Source organism: Aeromonas sp. EERV15, from assembly GCF_900079845.1.
GTDB lineage: Bacteria > Pseudomonadota > Gammaproteobacteria > Enterobacterales > Aeromonadaceae > Aeromonas > Aeromonas sobria.
The window spans coordinates 1-15,867 of record NZ_FKKY02000023.1 but is presented as its reverse complement, the minus strand read 5'-3'; the positions used below and the strand labels follow the sequence as shown (position 1 = coordinate 15,867).

Sequence of the window (15,867 nt, the reverse complement as noted above, 5' to 3'; positions counted from 1 at the left end):
CAAGGACGGCAACCGTGGCCCAGCATTTTGCTTCTCTCCCAGCATCAATCTCCCCATCTATCACCGCTTTCCCGCCCTTGCTGCAAGAACAGGCCGAGCGCCAGTGGCAGCGGCTGGTCGAGCTGGCCCCCGACTATGGCGACCTGCCCGAGCCGGTTCGCCACACCCTGCTGACCCTGCTTGGCCTCTCCGATTTTGTCGCCGATTCCCTCTTCAAACAGCCGGAGTTGCTGACACAACTGCTCGCCTCCGGGGATCTGGATCGGGCCGAACGCTGGCCCGCCTACCAGCGCGATCTGACCGCCCTGCTCGCCGAGGTGAGTGATGAAGAGGCGCTCAAGCGCATCCTGCGCCAGTTCCGCCGCAGCCGCATGCTGGTGATCGCCTGGCGCGAGCTGCTGGGCCATTCCGCGGTGGAAGAGAGCTTTATCCACCTCACCAAGCTGGCGGATGCCCTCATCTGCTCTGCCCGCGACTGGCTCTACGCCAAACAGTGCAGCGAGCTGGGCACCCCGATGGACGGCGACGGCAATCCGCAGCCGCTGCTCATCCTCGGTATGGGCAAACTGGGGGGGGGCGAGCTGAACTTCTCCTCGGATATCGACCTTATCTTCACCTTCCCCGAGAACGGCTACACGGTCGGCGGACGGCGTGAGCTCGCCAACCAGCCCTTCTTTATCAAGCTGGGGCAGCGCATCATCAACGCCCTCCACCAGCCTACCCAGGATGGTCAGGTGTTCCGGGTCGACATGCGCTTACGCCCCTTTGGCGATGCGGGGCCGCTGGCCATCTCCTTTGCCGCCATGGAGGATTACTACCAGCACCACGGCCGCAACTGGGAGCGCTACGCCATGGTCAAGGCACGGGTGCTGGGGCCCCAGTGCGAGCACGCAGTTGAGTTGGCCGAGATGCTGCGCCCCTTCGTGTTTCGCCGCTATATCGACTTTGGCGTTATCGACGGCCTGCGCCAGATGAAGGCGATGATCGCCGCCGAGGTGCGCCGCAAGGGGCTGGAGGGCAACATCAAGCTGGGGGCTGGCGGCATTCGCGAGGTGGAGTTTATCGCCCAGGCGCTGCAACTGATCCGCGGTGGACGCGAACCGGCGCTGCGGGTGCGTCACCTGCCGGAGGCGCTGGCCGCCATCGCCCAATGTGGCGCCCTCGAATCCGCCCATTGCGACCGCTTGCTGACGGCCTATCGCTTCCTGCGCCGGGTCGAAAACATCCTGCAGGAGATTGGCGATCAGCAGACCCAGACCCTGCCTACCGAAGAGCGGGATCGCCAGCGGCTGATCGCTGCTCTGGGTTTTGCTGACTGGGGCGCCTTTATGGCTCATCTGGATGAAGAGATGGCCGCCGTCCATCAGGAGTTCGCCGCCGTGGTAGGGGAAGAGAAAGAGGCTCCCGCCCATCTGGAGCAGCTCTGGCTCGATCTCTGGCGCACCGAGCTCGACGCCGCCGAGCTGGAAAAACTGCTGACCGCGCAGGGGGTGGCCGAGCCCGCCCCGCTCTGCGCTGCACTGCTGCGCTTCAAGGAGGAGTACAAGCGCCGTCAGGTGGGGCCGCAGGGGCGCATCGCGCTGGACTGGTTGATGCCGGAGCTGCTGCGGCTGGTGGTGGCCAGTGAGCAACCCGCCCGCCTGTTCGAGCGGGTGTGCGAACTGCTAACCCGCATCTTCACCCGCAGCGCCTATCTGCAGCTGCTGGCGGAAAACCCGGCTGCATTGCGCCAGCTGGTGCGGCTGTGCGATGCCAGCCATCTGGTGAGCGAGCAGCTGGCCCGCTACCCCATCCTGCTGGACGAGCTGCTCGATCCCCAGCACCTCTACCACCCCACCCCGCTTGATCAGTACAAGCCCCAGCTGCGCCAGTTCCTGCTGCGCATCCCGGAGGAGGACGTGGAACAGCAGATGGAGGCGTTGCGCCAGTTCAAGCAGGTGCAACTGCTGCGCATCGTGGCGGCCGACATCGCCGGCGCCCTGCCGCTGATGAAGGTGAGTGACCACCTCACCTGGCTGGCAGAGGCGATCACCGAAGAGGTGGTCAATCAGGCGTGGGCCCAGATGAGCGAGCGCTACGGGGTGCCACCCGAAGTGGCAGTGAGCGGCCAGCGCGGCTTTGCGGTGGTGGCCTACGGCAAGCTGGGCGGCATCGAGCTCGGCTACGGCTCGGATCTCGATCTGGTGTTCCTGCACGGCGGTGACCCCAACAGCTACACCGACGGGCGCAAACCCATCGACAGCCGCCAGTTTTACCTGCGTCTCGCCCAACGGATCCTGCACCTGTTCAGCACCCGCACTCCTTCCGGGATCCTCTACGAGATCGATATGCGACTGCGCCCCTCCGGCGACTCCGGCCTGCTGGTCTCCTCCCTCTCGGCCTATGAGCAGTATCAGCAAAACGAGGCGTGGACCTGGGAGCATCAGGCGCTGGTACGGGCCCGCCCCATCTATGGCGACGATGCAATCGTTGCCGAGTTTGCCCGCATCCGCCGCGATGTGCTGGCCAAGGAGCGGGAGCTGCCGACTTTGGCTCGCGAGGTGCGCGAGATGCGCCACAAGATGCGGGATCACCTGCTCAAAGCGGGCGCAGGGGAGTTCGACCTCAAGCAATCCGCCGGTGGCATGGTGGATATCGAGTTTATCGCCCAGTATCTGGTGCTGGCCTACGCAGCTAGCGAACCGGATGCCCTTACCCGCTGGTCCGATAACGTGCGCATCTTCGATGAGTGCGTGATGGCGGGGGTACTGACGCTGGAGCAGGCTGAGGGGCTCAAGCACGCCTATCTGGAGATCCGTAACCTCGGTCATCGCCTCAACCTCTCGGAGATCTCCCGCAAGGTGAGCGACGATCAGCTGCAAAACGAGCGCAGCCACGTGCTGGCGGTCTGGCAAAAGCTGCTGGGGGAATAATTCCCGTCCACGGCAATGAAAATGGGCCCGCCTGAATCACTTCAGGTGGGCCCCTGTCGTCTCTGATACCTCTGATTAGAGCACGGCTACTTAATCAGCTTGCGAAACAAACTGCTGCTGGCTGCCATCGGGTAGCAGCGCCAGTACGCTTTGAGCTGCCAGCTTTATCCCTGCCAACTCGGTGGCCGGGCCGAAGTTGGCTATCAGTCGGGTGCCATCGGCAAACTCGCTCTGCTGCACCTCTCCTCGCTTGTCGAGCCAGCGAAAACCGGTGAGGGGCTGGTTGTAGAGCCGTTGGTGTAGCGGGCGGAAGAAGGCATCGAGTCCCTTGAGGTAGGGAATGCGCGCACTGGCACTATCCAGACTGAGGTTGAGCAGGGGCGGCACATTGTAGAGCTGCTGCAACAGTTCGGTGACCTGACGGCTCTCCTTGAATTTGAGGCTGTCCATTGTCCAGTGGTGGGTGGTCACTATGCTGTCGTGAAAGACGCTCTGGAACAGCGGCAGCCGCAGCGCCGGATCGAAGTAGAGCCCCTGATACTCAGGCTTGAGTTGGCTCTGGCGAAAGAAGTAATCGGGCTGATGCTCCGGATACCAGGCACCCAGATAATAGGGAGAGCGCTTGTTGCGGCGCATATCGGGATCCTGCCAGCCAAAGCCGCTGGTCTGGGGGCCGTGGGCAAAGGCCGCGGTGCGGTTGGCTACCGCCCCGCCCTCCTCGGAGCCCACCAGCACACCCTGACTCTTGGCAATCCACGCCATCCCCGCCATGCGGTTTTGCGCATCCTGCGCCTGAGTGGTCGGCTTGGCCGGGTCGAAATCGTCAAACACCATACCGGTCGCCGCCACATCGAGGAACCAGCTGTTGTAGTGGCTCGCCTGCTGCAATTTGGGCACTCGCTGCTCCATTACCAGGCGCACGCAGGCCTGATTGGTGTAGACGCCGCTGTTTTGAAAGCCGCTCTTGCGCCGCCCGTTCTCCTGCATGATGCCGCAACGCAGATAGCTATCTTGCCCCATCTGGGCAGTGAGCCAGCTCTGCTGGCGATTTCCCTCCGGCAGCGCAGTATCGTAGGAGTCGTAAGGGGCGATGAGATAGCCCGCCTGTTTGGCAAGTTCAATCCCCTCTGGCGCAGCAAAACCGGCGGTCCACTGGGGCAGCCCCAGCCAAAGTCTGGGAAGATCTGCCTGTTTGAGGGCATCGATCATCTTGGCCGAGCTGCCATCGCCCCAGCTTTGCGGCTCGTTGAGCGCAGCCCCCAGTTGCCTGGCCGCCAGTGCGCGCCGGGCAGCGAAATCAGCCGGTTGCTGACCCGGATGGCGCAGCGCAAGCGCCTGTTCCACGCCGGACAGCACCAGATTTTGCAGGTAGCGGTTGCGGGCCAGATCGGGCGCTTGCAGCGCCGTTTTGCTCTCCCCCTTGAGCCAGTCGGCAGGGATCAGGCGGCGCAGCGCGGGCCAGCTTTTCACATCCTGTGGCACCAGCAGTCGCTCGCCCCAGAGATAGAGGTGAGAGGCGCCGATCAGCCGCTTGCCATCCGGTACCGCCGCCAGCTTGCTCTCGAGCGAGACCAGCTCGCCCCGTGCCTGCAACCAGCTGCGATAGGCCTTGGCCGCCGCCAGCCAGTCATTGCCCGGTTGCAGCGACACCGCCACCTCATAGGGGTCAGCCAGATTGAGGCGGTTGACGCTGTGGGTCGCCGTGAAGGCAATGCCATCTTGCCTTGGCGTGAAGGTGAGCCGGTTGTTGAAAGGGTTGGCAAAGAGGATCGCCAACTGTTGATCCCCATGATCCAGCCCAACCACCGGCAGGGTCAGATTATCCGTGGTGTTGCTCCCTTGATACTCCTCAACCAGCGCCTTGCGCCACGCAATGTGAGTAGCCGGAATGCGAAAGCCCTCGTGGATCGGCAGCATCAGCGCCTGCGCCCCTGCTGGCACCCGCGGCCACACCAGCTCGCCGGCAGTTGCGCGGCTCAGGGTAAGGATCAGACGGTTGCCCTCAAGGCGGGCCAAAGCCCGTACCTCGCCATCGGCATGGGTCAGCCAGCTGGCACGTTCACCCTCCTGCTGCAGGGCAGTGACCGGCTGGCGCGGGCCGGGGGAAGAGATGGCCAAGTGCTTGCCCGATGGCAGCACAGCCTCGGCCGCCAGGGTGGCGGGATCCAGCTCGATGCGCCACTGATCGTTGGCCAGAGTCAGCGCCTCCGCAGGCAGTGAGAGCAGGGAGAACAGCGGCGCCAACAGCAGCAGCGGGCGGATCCGGCTCGCTAATTCAGGGGGAAAAGTCATGGTCGGTGATTCCTGATAACACACGGGAATCGCATTTCAGCAGATCGGCAGCCTGCGATTGTCAGGCCAATGTCAGGATTGCGGTGACCTGACCATCACGACGTCCATTAGTCCACTGGCCCTGCCTGACTGTGGCTCAACTGCAACACCAGCTGGCCACGCTGGCTGGTCTGCACCAGCGAAAAGGTGCGCCAGCTGTTGGGCGTGGCGGCAGGCCAGTTCACCGGCTCATCGGGCGCAATGCGGTGCCACCAGAGCAGGGAGTATTGCGGACGAGCCAGCACCGCCTGATCGAGCCAGAGCGGCGTACAGGCAGCGGGATTGACGGGGAAATTGGCCACCGCCTGCGGCGAGCGGGAGAGCCAGTCCAGATCCTGCACCGCAGGCAGTGGCAACGCCACCTGCCACTCCTTGCCCGCCACCGCCAGCCGCAGCTGATAGAGCCCGGCTGGCAAAGGCGTCGGTAGATCGGCCCCGACAACCCTGACTCCAGTGTTCTCTTCCGCCTCCCACTGGGCACCTGCCAGCCGGTTGTGGCCAGCGGGATCGATGAGTTCAGCAGCGCTGATGGCCCCCTCCCCGGTCAGCTGCACCCGATAGTCCCGCAGCAGCGGCGCATCGCGCTGGATCAGCTCAAGCGTCAATTCGCTCACCCCATCAGGCAAAGTCAGCGGGGAATCCTTGCCGCAGTGTTGGGCACTCAGCGCAGCCAGCATCCCCTGCCAGCTACGGCGTTCGGCATCGCTGTTGAGTGCGAGCCACGCCTGCTGCAAAGATTGCCAGGCGTGCCGGTTATCCCCCTGCAACAGCGCCAGGGTGGCCGGTTGCAGCGGATCGACGTGCGCTGTTATCGCACTATTCTCCGTTGCCATCACGCTGCCAGCGCTTAGAACCAACAGCAGCCCAACCAGCGTTGCGCGCTTCACGTTGTCACCTCCAGCCGGTAGCCGATGCCACGCACCGTCTCGATGGCCAGCCCGGGCAGCTTCTGGCGCAGTTGCAGAATATGGGTATCAACCGTGCGGGTGGAGGGGAACGCCTGATAGCCCCACACCCGATTGAGGATCTCCTCCCGGCTCAGCACCCGCCCCGCCATCCGTACCAGCAGTGTGAGCAGGGCAAACTCGGTGGGGGTGAAGCTCACCTCCGCATCCTGCCAGCTCGCCTGCATCCGGGCAGGATGAAGCTGCAAACCTCCCACCACCTGAGTGCCATCCCCCAGCTGGCGCAGTTGAGCACGGATCCGCGCCAGCAGCTCGTCGTGGGAGAAAGGCTTGGTCAGGTAGTCGCGCGCCCCCGCATCGAGTCCGGCCACCCGATCGCTCACCTCCACCCGGGCGGTGAGTACGATCACCGGCAGCGCCTTGCGGGCCAGCCACTGGGGCAGCCAGTCGAGGGCATCCCCCTCCGGCATGGTGCGATCCAGCAGCACCAGATCCGCCGCCAGCCACTGCAACTCCGCCGCAGCCAGAGTGTCACACCAGAGGCAGCGATACCCCTCGCGGGTCAGATAGCGTTGCAGGTTCTCCGCCAGCAGCGCCTCGTCTTCGACAAGCAGGATGGTCTTCATGATTCGGGGTCGCTCCAGAGTTGGCAGGGCAGCGTCAGGGTGAAGGTTGTGGGCGGGCCGGAAAGGGCGAGGCGCCCGCCAAGACGGCGCAGCAGATGGCGCACGATGGCAAGCCCCAACCCCAGACCATCGGCACGGGCACCACGGCGCAGCAGGGTGGCGAGCCGGTAACTCGGCAACTCGCCGCCATCACTAACGGCGAGAATCAAGCGCCCCGCCTGCCAGCTGGCACAGATCCGAACCGGCGCACGGCCATGCTGGCTGGCGTTGCGCAGCAGATTGTCGAGGGCAAGATCCAGCCAGTAGAAGGGGAGCGCCAGAGTCATCTCCCGCTCAAGGCAGAAGGTGGCGCCATACCGCTCGCAGGCCAGCGTGAGCCACTCGGCCAGACTGACCGCCACCCGCTCATCCTCGAAGGTCTCTGCCGCCAGATAGTGGCGGCTGGCCTGCGCCAGCTGATGCAGGCGGGCGACACTGCCCAGCAGCTGACCCACGCTCTGCTGGGCGGAAGGGGGCAGCCGGTCGAAATCGTGGCGCAGCTCCTCGCTGATGCCGGAGAGCGCCATGATGGGGGTGCGCAGCTCGTGAGTCAGCATCTGCAACGCGACGCGCCGCTCCCGCAGCAGACACCAGCGCTGCCAGCTGGCCCACCCCAGCAGCAGGATGAAACCAAGGGAGCTGGCCAGTGCCAGCCACTGCCAATGCAGCGTGGGGCGCTCATTGATGCAGAGCCCCCCGACCCGCTCCTGACAGGAGCCATCGACCCGGCTATCCAGCGTCACCCCAAGCCGCTCGGCCAGCGGTTGCCACTGCTCGGCGTCATAGCGACGCCACTGCCCATCGACAAGCAGCCAGATCTGGCCGGATTGCAGCAGCCAGCGCTCCCCCCGCAGCAGGGCGTCGAGGTTGTCATCATCAAGCTCGCCAAGCTGCCCCAACCGGTCGCGCCGCTCCCGCACATGGAGCAGAGCGTCGAGACCGGCCGCCGGATGGCGAGCCAGCCAGCGGGCGGCGCTGCTTCCCCCCAGCGGATAGATGGGATGAGCTGCAAACCAGCTGGCGGAGGGCATAGGCCCCTCTTGGCAAAGCGCCCGCAGCAGCGGCAGCCACTCGGCGGGCAACGCATTATCTGTCCCGCACTCCTGCTGATAGCGATAGATGGCCTGCAACTGGCGCAGCGGGTAGTGTTGCCAGCCGGGCTGAAGGGAGTCGGGAGCAATCAGGCGACGGTCGAGCCGCTGCACCTCGTCAAGAGGCAGCGCCTGTTCGGGAGTCTGTCTGGCCAACTCACCTGCCAGGCGATCCGCCAGCGGCCCGGCCAGCACGGGATAGGCCATGCCATAGCAGATCAGGGAGCAGAGCAGCAGGATCAGGCGCATGGGTTCAACTCGGCATGGCTCCGGATAGGAGAGGTGCAATAGAAGGCGGCAACACAAAAAACGACTCGCCCCAAGAAAAAATGTCAGCGCCATTCTTCAATGGCACTGACATCCGGTCAACCGCTAACGGCATTGGCGCCGCTCCCGCCGGCCCATGTGAACCGTCACCTATTTGAACAGTCCCTTGAGCAGCTGATCGGCCACCCCTTTGACGGCATCATTATCGGCCTTGTCGCCGAGCAACTTCTTGAGACCGCGCTCGGCCTCCTTGCGCGCCTTCTCCTCCAGCAGCTTGTTGTTGCTGAGCAGTGCCTTCACATCGAGCTGATAGCTAGGCGCCTGCCAATGGCCACCAATCCGCACCGGAATGGTGATCTCTTGCAGTTCATCCAGATCCTTGCCCCCCTGCCCCTTGCTGCTCTCGACGATGGAGGTGAGGAACAGGAAGTCGAGGGTCTGTGGCACCAGCGCCGTCTGCCCTTCGCCCTTGACCCGCAAGGCGGGTGCAAAAAGCTGGATATCCTTGCTGCGCGCGATGCCATCGGCAATCTGGAAGCTGGTGGTCAGGGCGCTGAAGTCGGTCTTGCGCGCCTCCTTCACCCGCTCGGCCCCCTTGCCGGTGAGGGTAGCCCGCGCCTCGCGGATCATCTCCGGTAGGTTGATGCCGTGCAGGGCACCATCGCTCAGCTTCAATGTGACTTTGCCCTGCATCCGGTTGCGCAGCGCCAGCGCGGAGAGACCACGCCCCTGCACCTGCACATCGAGATCGCCCTTGCCCTCCAGCAGATCGCTGTGAGCCAGGGTCTGCAGCAAGGGACGAATGTTCACCCCGGCCACCTGCTTATGCACCTTGTAACTGACTGGCTGCTGCCGTGCATCGAGTACCCCGTTCGCCGTCACCTGACCACCCGCCACGGTCGCGTTGAACTGCTTGAGCGTAAGCAACCCTTTCGCCAGCGCCACCTGCAGGTCAACGGCTCCCAGATCCAGCCCCTTCAAACGCAGGCTACCGAGCTGCAAGCGACCATCCAGATCCACACCTTTGAGCGCACTCAGATCAGGTTCGACTGCGGACAGGGCTTCACTATTTCCGGTTACCACATTACCGGTTACCGCTTTAGTGCCACTTGCCGCGGCGTTGGAGGCACTGGCCGCCGGTTTGACCTCTTTCGCCTGTGCGGCAGTTGTCGGTGTCGGCTTGGCGAGCCAGCTGTCGAGAACCAGCTTCTCCCCCTTGAGATCGAAGGTGATTGCCGGAGTGGCACCAAGCTGCACGGCGCCATCGCCGCTCAGCAGCGCCTCATCGGCACTCATCACCAGCTTGCTCAGGGTGATCAGCTGCTTGTCGAGTTCTGCGCGGGCAAAACCGGCCAGTTTCAACTTCATCTGCGGGCGCGGCAGCGCATCCCCCTCCAGCGCGGCGGTCAGCAGCACATCGGAGAGTTCTGCCAGCTTCAGCTCCTTGTCGAGCCGCCCCTTGAGGGTACCCTCAAGCGAGCCAGCCAGCGCAGACTGTGTGCCCTCGCCTTTGGCCCCTTTGAACGCCAGAGTGAGGTTGCTCCACTCACCCAAAGCCAGCCGATCTCCCTTGATGGAGAAGTTATCGAGCCGCAAGGCTGGTGCACTGAGGCTACCGCCGAGATCCAGATCTTTCAGTTCACTGGCCATCACCTCATGCGCCAGCTTGATTTGGGTCTGCCCTTTCACGTCAAAAGCGAGCTTGTCGGCACTCCCCTTGGCGGCCAGGTTCACGGGAACCCACTGCCCCGTAATCAGCTGCCCGATATCGAGATCGAGACGCGCTAGCCGCAGTGAAGTACCACGGCGATCGTCCTGCACCAATGCACTGGCCTGGGAGAGCGCGACACCCTGCAAGCTGATCTGCCAGGGCTGACTCTCGCTAGCCGCAGCCGGTGCGGCAGCAGGCTGAGCTGGCTCGCTCGTTGCTGTCGCTGTTGAGGCAGCAGCGTCTTTGATCAGGCCGCTCAGATTGGAGCTGCCATCAGCTTTGGTCTGGATAAAGAGATGGGCGCCACTCAAGGTCACCTTGCCGATCTCCAACCGATGGGAGAGCAGTGGTAACAGGGCCACCGATGCCTCACCCTGCTCGAAGCGGACGAGATCCGGCTCGGCAAAACCGTCCGGATTGCGCAGGGCGACCTGCTCCAGCGAGAGGCCGAGGCTCGGCCAGAAACGCCAGTCAATCTCTCCCTTGATCACCAGCTCGCGGCCCGTGCTGTTGCGCACCTGCTCTGCCAGCTGGGGTTTGAATTGATTCGGGTCGATCAGGCTGACCAGGGCAGCAATAGCAACCACGGCGGCGACTGCCACTCCCAACACTATGTAGATGATCTTCTTCACAACAAGCTCCTTGAATGCGGATCCTGACAGTGACTATATCATCCGGAGCACACTGATGAGCGCGGCGATGAAGGCGGTACTCCTCAGTGGGGATGCGCGGTGGCAATGCTGTCGCAGTGGCTGTAGCCGACCAACTCGATAGATGCGTTGCACATGACCTACCGAGCTGCCCTGCTAAATTGCCCTGCCGAGCCACACAAGGTGAAAGGAAAGGGTGCGACCGATTTTTGCTATCCCTGTCCGTTTCTGGCTAGTCACAGCCCCCGCGCACCCTTACTCTCTTTGCCATCTTCCCAAGCAAAGCCGCCATGCAATGAATGCAAAGCCAAGCCCAGAGTCATCACCGGATGAGGTGATCAACACCCTCAGCCGCGAACAGTGCCATGCCGCGCGGCTCGCCCGCGATGCGCGCTTCGATGGCCGCTTTTTTACCGGCGTGCTCTCGACCGGCATCTACTGCCGACCGGTCTGCCCGGCACGGCCACCGCACGAGCACAATGTTCGCTACTTCCAAAGCGCCGCTGCCGCCGAGCAGTATGGGCTGCGCCCCTGCCTGCGCTGCCGCCCTGAGCTGGCCCCCGCCGCCCGTGGCGATCTGCCTGCTGAACTGGCACGCCTGCTGGCCCGCATCGATCGCGGCGAACTGGCCGACGGCACCCTCGCCGAACTGGCCGCTGAGGCCGGGATCAGCGAACGCACCCTGCGCCGCCAGTTCGAGCAGCACCTTGGCGCCTCGCCAAAACAGGTGGAGCAGACGCGCCGGCTGCTGCTGGCGAAACGGCTGCTGACCGAAACCGCACTGCCCATCACGGATATAGCGTTTGCCGCAGGCTTTGCCAGCATCCGCCGCTTCAACGACGCCTGGCTCAACGCCTACCGGCTGGCCCCGCGCACCCTGCGCCAACAAGAGGCACACGATGATGCGCCAGAGCACATGGGCGCGGAGCCCCGCGGCGCAACCCTGACCCTGCAACTACCCTACCGACCCCCGTATGACGTAGCGGCCATGCTGGCGTTCTATCGGCTGCGGGCGATCCCCGGGCTGGAGCGGGTGGATGGTGAGGTGTATGAGCGGCGCTACCGGATTGGCGATCAGGTCGCGCTGGTGCGCATCACCCTGGGCAAAGGACACAGCCTGCTGCTCACCGTCCATGATCTGCCGCTCGCAGCGCTGCCCGATCTGCTCTATCGGGTGCGCCGGATGTGGGATCTCGATGCCGACATGGAGCGGATCGGTGATCTGCTCGGTCAGGATCCGCTGCTCGCCCGTTTGCAAGCGCGCTGGCCCGGCGTGCGGTTACCGGGTGGCTGGGACGAGTACGAGGTGATGCTACGCGCCATCGTCGGCCAGCAGGTCTCGGTCAAGGGGGCCATCACCATACTCGGGCGACTGGTGGCACGCACCGAGGCACAATTCGGGGTAACGCAATTGCCGACCCCCGCCCAGCTGTGCGAACTCGATCTCGACGGTATCGGCATGCCCGGCAGCCGCATTCGCACTCTGCGGGGAGTGGCACAAGCACTGGCCAGCGGTGAGCTGACCCTCACTACGGCCAGTGACGAGCAGTTGCTGGCGCTACCGGGCATAGGCCCCTGGACGGTCTCGTACTGGCGGCTGCGCTGCGCTCTGGATCCCGATGCTTTCCCCGCCTCCGATCTGGTGCTGCAAAAGGCGCTGGGGGGCGGCATCAAGCTGCCGGTGAAGGAGGTGTTGGCGCAGAGTGCAGCGTGGCAGCCGTGGCGCAGCTATGCGGCCAGCTGGCTGTGGCACGCCATGAGCGAAGCGCCCAATTTGCTGCGCCATGCCACCGGCAACGAAAACCAGCCAGATAACCAACCACAGGAGATAACCCCATGATCCGCTACGATATCCTGCCGACCCGCTGCGGCGATCTGCTGGTCGCCATCAATGAATCTGGTCTGGTACACGTGGACTTTGTGGCGGGCCTGCGGGCACTGCCCGATATGAGTTGCTGGCAACAAGACCATGGGGCGTTGGCCCCCTTCCTCGCCGAGTTTGACGCCTATTTTGCCGGTCGCTTGCAGCGCTTCTCCCTGCCCCTTGCCGCCCACGGCACCGCCTTTCAGCAAGCGGTATGGCAAGCATTGTGCGACATCCCATACGGCGAGACCCGCAGCTACAGCGATATTGCCCGCGCCATCGGCAAACCCGATGCGGTACGGGCAGTGGGCGCGGCGAATGGCCGCAATCCGCTCTCGATCATAGTCCCCTGCCATCGGGTGATCGGCCGAAACGGCAGCCTGACAGGCTATGCGGGGGGATTGGAGATTAAAAAAACGCTATTATTAATCGAAAGACTAGAACCCCAATTGGAACCAGCAAATATCACATAATAACCACAACAAGCGAGTGACTATAAGAAATCATCCATCGGCTTATTATTTTCAATTCTATTTTAACTTTTCTTTTATTTCATCTATAAGTGATGCCAAATCGCCTACATTGCTAGATAACGCTTTTTTAATTAATGCTTTTTTAAATGTTTTATGCTCTATCCCAATATCTTTTGCAAAGTAGCTTGATGCCATATTAAATACTTTCTTTCCATCACAGCGACGAATTAACTCAGAGTTTGAAATGTCAGAATACTGCCCAAATGATGTGCTTATCGCCTCATGCAATTGTGCTTTTAGAGTTAACATCCCAGATACAGAAATAACTGACGATGAAATTTCTTCAGATGCAGTCTCTTTAGATGAAAAGTCAAATGAGCTACTTCCCCAAATACGGTCAGAAAAGTATCTTTCTACAACATGCTGTAAATGGAGAGAGATTTCTTTTTTATATGTTGCATGCTGCGTATCTCTAGCAATTTCAACAATCTTATTATCAATATTTTCAAACGTAATGTCTGGCCTATTGACATCTGATACAGATAGATATTCATTTATTTTTTCAAGAAACAATCTTGGATCTAAAAAATAATTTTCAAGTTCATGGCAGTTCATTTTTATAAATGATGCATCATAAAACTTTGTATTTTTTGACCTTATATTATCAAAGAAATCCTCTGGCTTATTATCTGAATCAACAAGAAACACAAATTTCATATCATAAATATGACTATTTATATCAGCAAGCTTTGAAAACATTTCGATGACATGTTGACTACCACCTAATGGCTTTATAATTAAGTTCTCACCTTTAAATATATATTCAAGTGCCTCATGATCGTCTTTTCCTTCAACAAAAATGACCTTTCTATGAATAGAACTCAACCCGAGACCTCGTAAGTTATCCTCGGCACTTTCATATATTAATTCGTTTACACCATCGGATACAGTGTAATTAACGCCCATAGAAAAGATTTTATATATTAGTGTCTTTGAATGAGTTGACAAAACGACTTGATTGATTTTGTAGTTCTTATAGTCTTTTTCAAGCCACTCTCGTTTTATAGAAGAATCTAATTGACTATCGAACCAAGAAATTATTCCATTTTCATCACAGAGTTTATAAAGAAGTGCTATAAACTCAAGCAATAGCCCTTCATGAAAGTGGTTCTCTGGTTCATCTATAAAGATGGAACTAACAGAGTTTGAAATACACAGGAAAGATAACGTGCTTAAAAGCGCTTTCTCGCCAGAGCTGAATTCTCTAACATCATATAATGGCTTTCTCTTATCCGTATTTGCTTTTCCCAAGAGAACAAATTCTCCAGGTTTATGATTTCCACTAAAATTTTTAATCTCCACATTAGGTATAAGTGATGTGAACATTTTAGAGGCAACTTTAAAATATAGTAATCGATCTGGTTTACTTGGTATTAGTCGATCATTAACATAATCTTTTACTAATTGCTGATATATTCCAGAAAATAATCTCTCTGGATTAAATATGGCAAGAAGCGTTAACTCTAGCTTACTGTTTTTTGAAATATCGATCTCGTCAAAAAGTAAAGTTTCTTCTGAAAAACCCTTACTTGCATCAACATACAAAAATATGTTTTTTGGCTCAAAAATATTCCAATGCGTAGTCAATACATCTCGATCACTACATTCTACTAATATCTCATCGCCTTTCTTTATTACTTCAACGGAAACATCTTCACCCGCCACATCAATAGTGACTTTAACAAATGAATCATCGGCGTTCAAAAAACGCTCTGCGTCTTGATTAAACATCCGCTTATGATTCTCGCCAAGACTTACCGAAAAGAAACCTTTCTGAACCAAATAAGCTGCTTTCAATAGAGTAGATTTACCTGAGCCATTTCGCCCAGAAAATGATATTACTGTGGCACTATCATTGAGCTCACACGATACTTTACCATCAAAAGACTTTACATTTTGCAATTCTATTCTTTTTACTTTAAAAACACCCATTGAATACTCCACAAACCATTACATGCTTACTACACAATTAAATTAGAGTATCATGAATGTATTTGCGTGGAAATAAAACCAAGTTTTTACATAGAAATAATTACATAACTGTCTTTATTGTCACAATTCTGCCAAGTCAAAAACTCAGCCAGACAACCCCTTGGACTAAAAAACTTGAAAAACTAACCTAGCTTGATTTTCTTCATTAAGAGACAAAAATAGACAACTTTTTAGAACACCCCCATACACTATGCGCCTCGCATAGTGTATGGGGACTTATTTACTAAATAGCTGTTCCGAATAGTAGATCACTGGAGGAAGGGAACTCAGTCCAGTTTGTGCGATCTCATTAGTCGCCAAACAAAACAAGCCACACCCAAAGGACTGAGTTGATGCCTATCCTACCACCCCTGCCACGGTCACAACGGCGCCGTATTCACAAAATCATCCATGCCACACGTGATAAAGGACATGCTCGTCGCTTGATGGCCATCTTGCTGCTACATGAAGGACGCACGATCACCGATGTTCATCACCTTACCGGCGCTGCGCGCTCGACCATCGGTCGTTGGCTTCGGTGGTATCGAGATGAAGGCATCGATGCGCTAGAAGCCTTACCGGCAGGCCGTGCCCCAGTTTTACCTATCGCCAAGATGGTCACCTTACTGGTGCTGCTCATGCAGTTTTCTCCGCAAGATTTTGGTTATCAGCGCAGCCGCTGGTGTACCGAACTATTGGCTATCAAAATCAATCGGTTAACAGGGCTCAATGTGGCCGCCTCCACACTTCGTCGATGGTTACCTCGTATGGGTATTGTCTGGCGCAGGCCCGTGCCGACCTTGCGGATAAAAGACCCGGCTTATCAGGAGAAAATGGCGAATATCGACGCTGCGCTGGCCCGCTGTGATGCCGATAATCCGGTGTTTTATGAGGATGAAGTCGATATAGACCTCAATCCCAAATTAGGGGCCGACTGGATGTTCAGAGCGCAGCAAAAGCGGGTTGT

General features: G+C 58.9%; 9 protein-coding genes and 1 pseudogene. 4 read left to right on the top strand and 6 right to left on the bottom strand.

Features of this window, described 5'->3' with window-relative positions; genetic code table 11:
• Window positions 1–14: 14 nt before the first annotated feature.
• Window positions 15–2,912 (top strand): bifunctional [glutamate--ammonia ligase]-adenylyl-L-tyrosine phosphorylase/[glutamate--ammonia-ligase] adenylyltransferase, encoded by a 2,898-nt coding sequence (glnE, locus tag BN4575_RS17865; protein WP_068979204.1) that lies wholly within the window; start codon window positions 15–17, stop codon window positions 2,910–2,912.
• A 90-nt stretch (window positions 2,913–3,002) separates the two neighbouring features.
• On the opposite strand, the gene BN4575_RS17860 is transcribed toward glnE, so the two are convergent.
• The 5 genes from BN4575_RS17860 to BN4575_RS17840 form a co-directional block, all read right to left on the bottom strand.
• On the bottom strand, window positions 3,003–5,204 hold the full coding sequence (locus tag BN4575_RS17860) for a glycoside hydrolase (protein WP_068979203.1): 2,202 nt from the start codon (window positions 5,202–5,204) through the stop codon (window positions 3,003–3,005).
• A gap of 107 nt (window positions 5,205–5,311) precedes the next feature.
• A complete protein-coding gene (locus BN4575_RS17855; protein WP_068979202.1) occupies window positions 5,312–6,130 on the bottom strand; it encodes a DUF2861 family protein in 819 nt (272 codons plus the stop codon).
• Window positions 6,127–6,774, bottom strand: coding sequence for a response regulator transcription factor (locus BN4575_RS17850; RefSeq protein ID WP_068979201.1), 648 nt, complete (start codon window positions 6,772–6,774; stop codon window positions 6,127–6,129). The genes BN4575_RS17855 and BN4575_RS17850 overlap by 4 nt, the downstream gene beginning before the upstream one ends.
• Window positions 6,771–8,153: an ATP-binding protein gene (locus tag BN4575_RS17845; protein ID WP_068979200.1), complete on the bottom strand. Its 1,383-nt coding sequence runs from the start codon at window positions 8,151–8,153 to the stop codon at window positions 6,771–6,773. The genes BN4575_RS17850 and BN4575_RS17845 overlap by 4 nt, the downstream gene beginning before the upstream one ends.
• Before the next feature lie 168 nt (window positions 8,154–8,321).
• The gene (locus BN4575_RS17840; protein WP_068979199.1) at window positions 8,322–10,514 is read right to left on the bottom strand and encodes an AsmA family protein; all 2,193 of its coding nucleotides are present in this window, start codon (window positions 10,512–10,514) and stop codon (window positions 8,322–8,324) included.
• Window positions 10,515–10,827: 313 nt separating this feature from the next.
• Here BN4575_RS17840 and BN4575_RS17835 point away from each other — a divergent pair, with 313 nt between their 5' ends.
• Together BN4575_RS17835 and BN4575_RS17830 are read left to right on the top strand one after the other, a co-directional pair.
• On the top strand, window positions 10,828–12,372 hold the full coding sequence (locus BN4575_RS17835) for an AlkA N-terminal domain-containing protein (RefSeq protein WP_068979198.1): 1,545 nt from the start codon (window positions 10,828–10,830) through the stop codon (window positions 12,370–12,372).
• Entirely contained in the window at window positions 12,369–12,869 is a 501-nt protein-coding gene (locus BN4575_RS17830) for a methylated-DNA--[protein]-cysteine S-methyltransferase (protein WP_068979197.1), read from the top strand. Before BN4575_RS17835 ends, BN4575_RS17830 begins: the two co-directional genes overlap by 4 nt.
• Window positions 12,870–12,926: 57 nt before the next feature.
• Here BN4575_RS17830 and BN4575_RS17825 read toward each other — a convergent pair whose 3' ends face one another.
• The gene (locus BN4575_RS17825) at window positions 12,927–14,861 is read right to left on the bottom strand and encodes an AAA family ATPase (protein ID WP_083221074.1); all 1,935 of its coding nucleotides are present in this window, start codon (window positions 14,859–14,861) and stop codon (window positions 12,927–12,929) included.
• A 392-nt stretch (window positions 14,862–15,253) separates the two neighbouring features.
• On the opposite strand from BN4575_RS17825, the pseudogene BN4575_RS17820 reads away from it, so the two are divergent.
• Window positions 15,254–15,867, top strand: a pseudogene (locus tag BN4575_RS17820) (IS630-like element ISAhy2 family transposase); the annotation flags it as partial.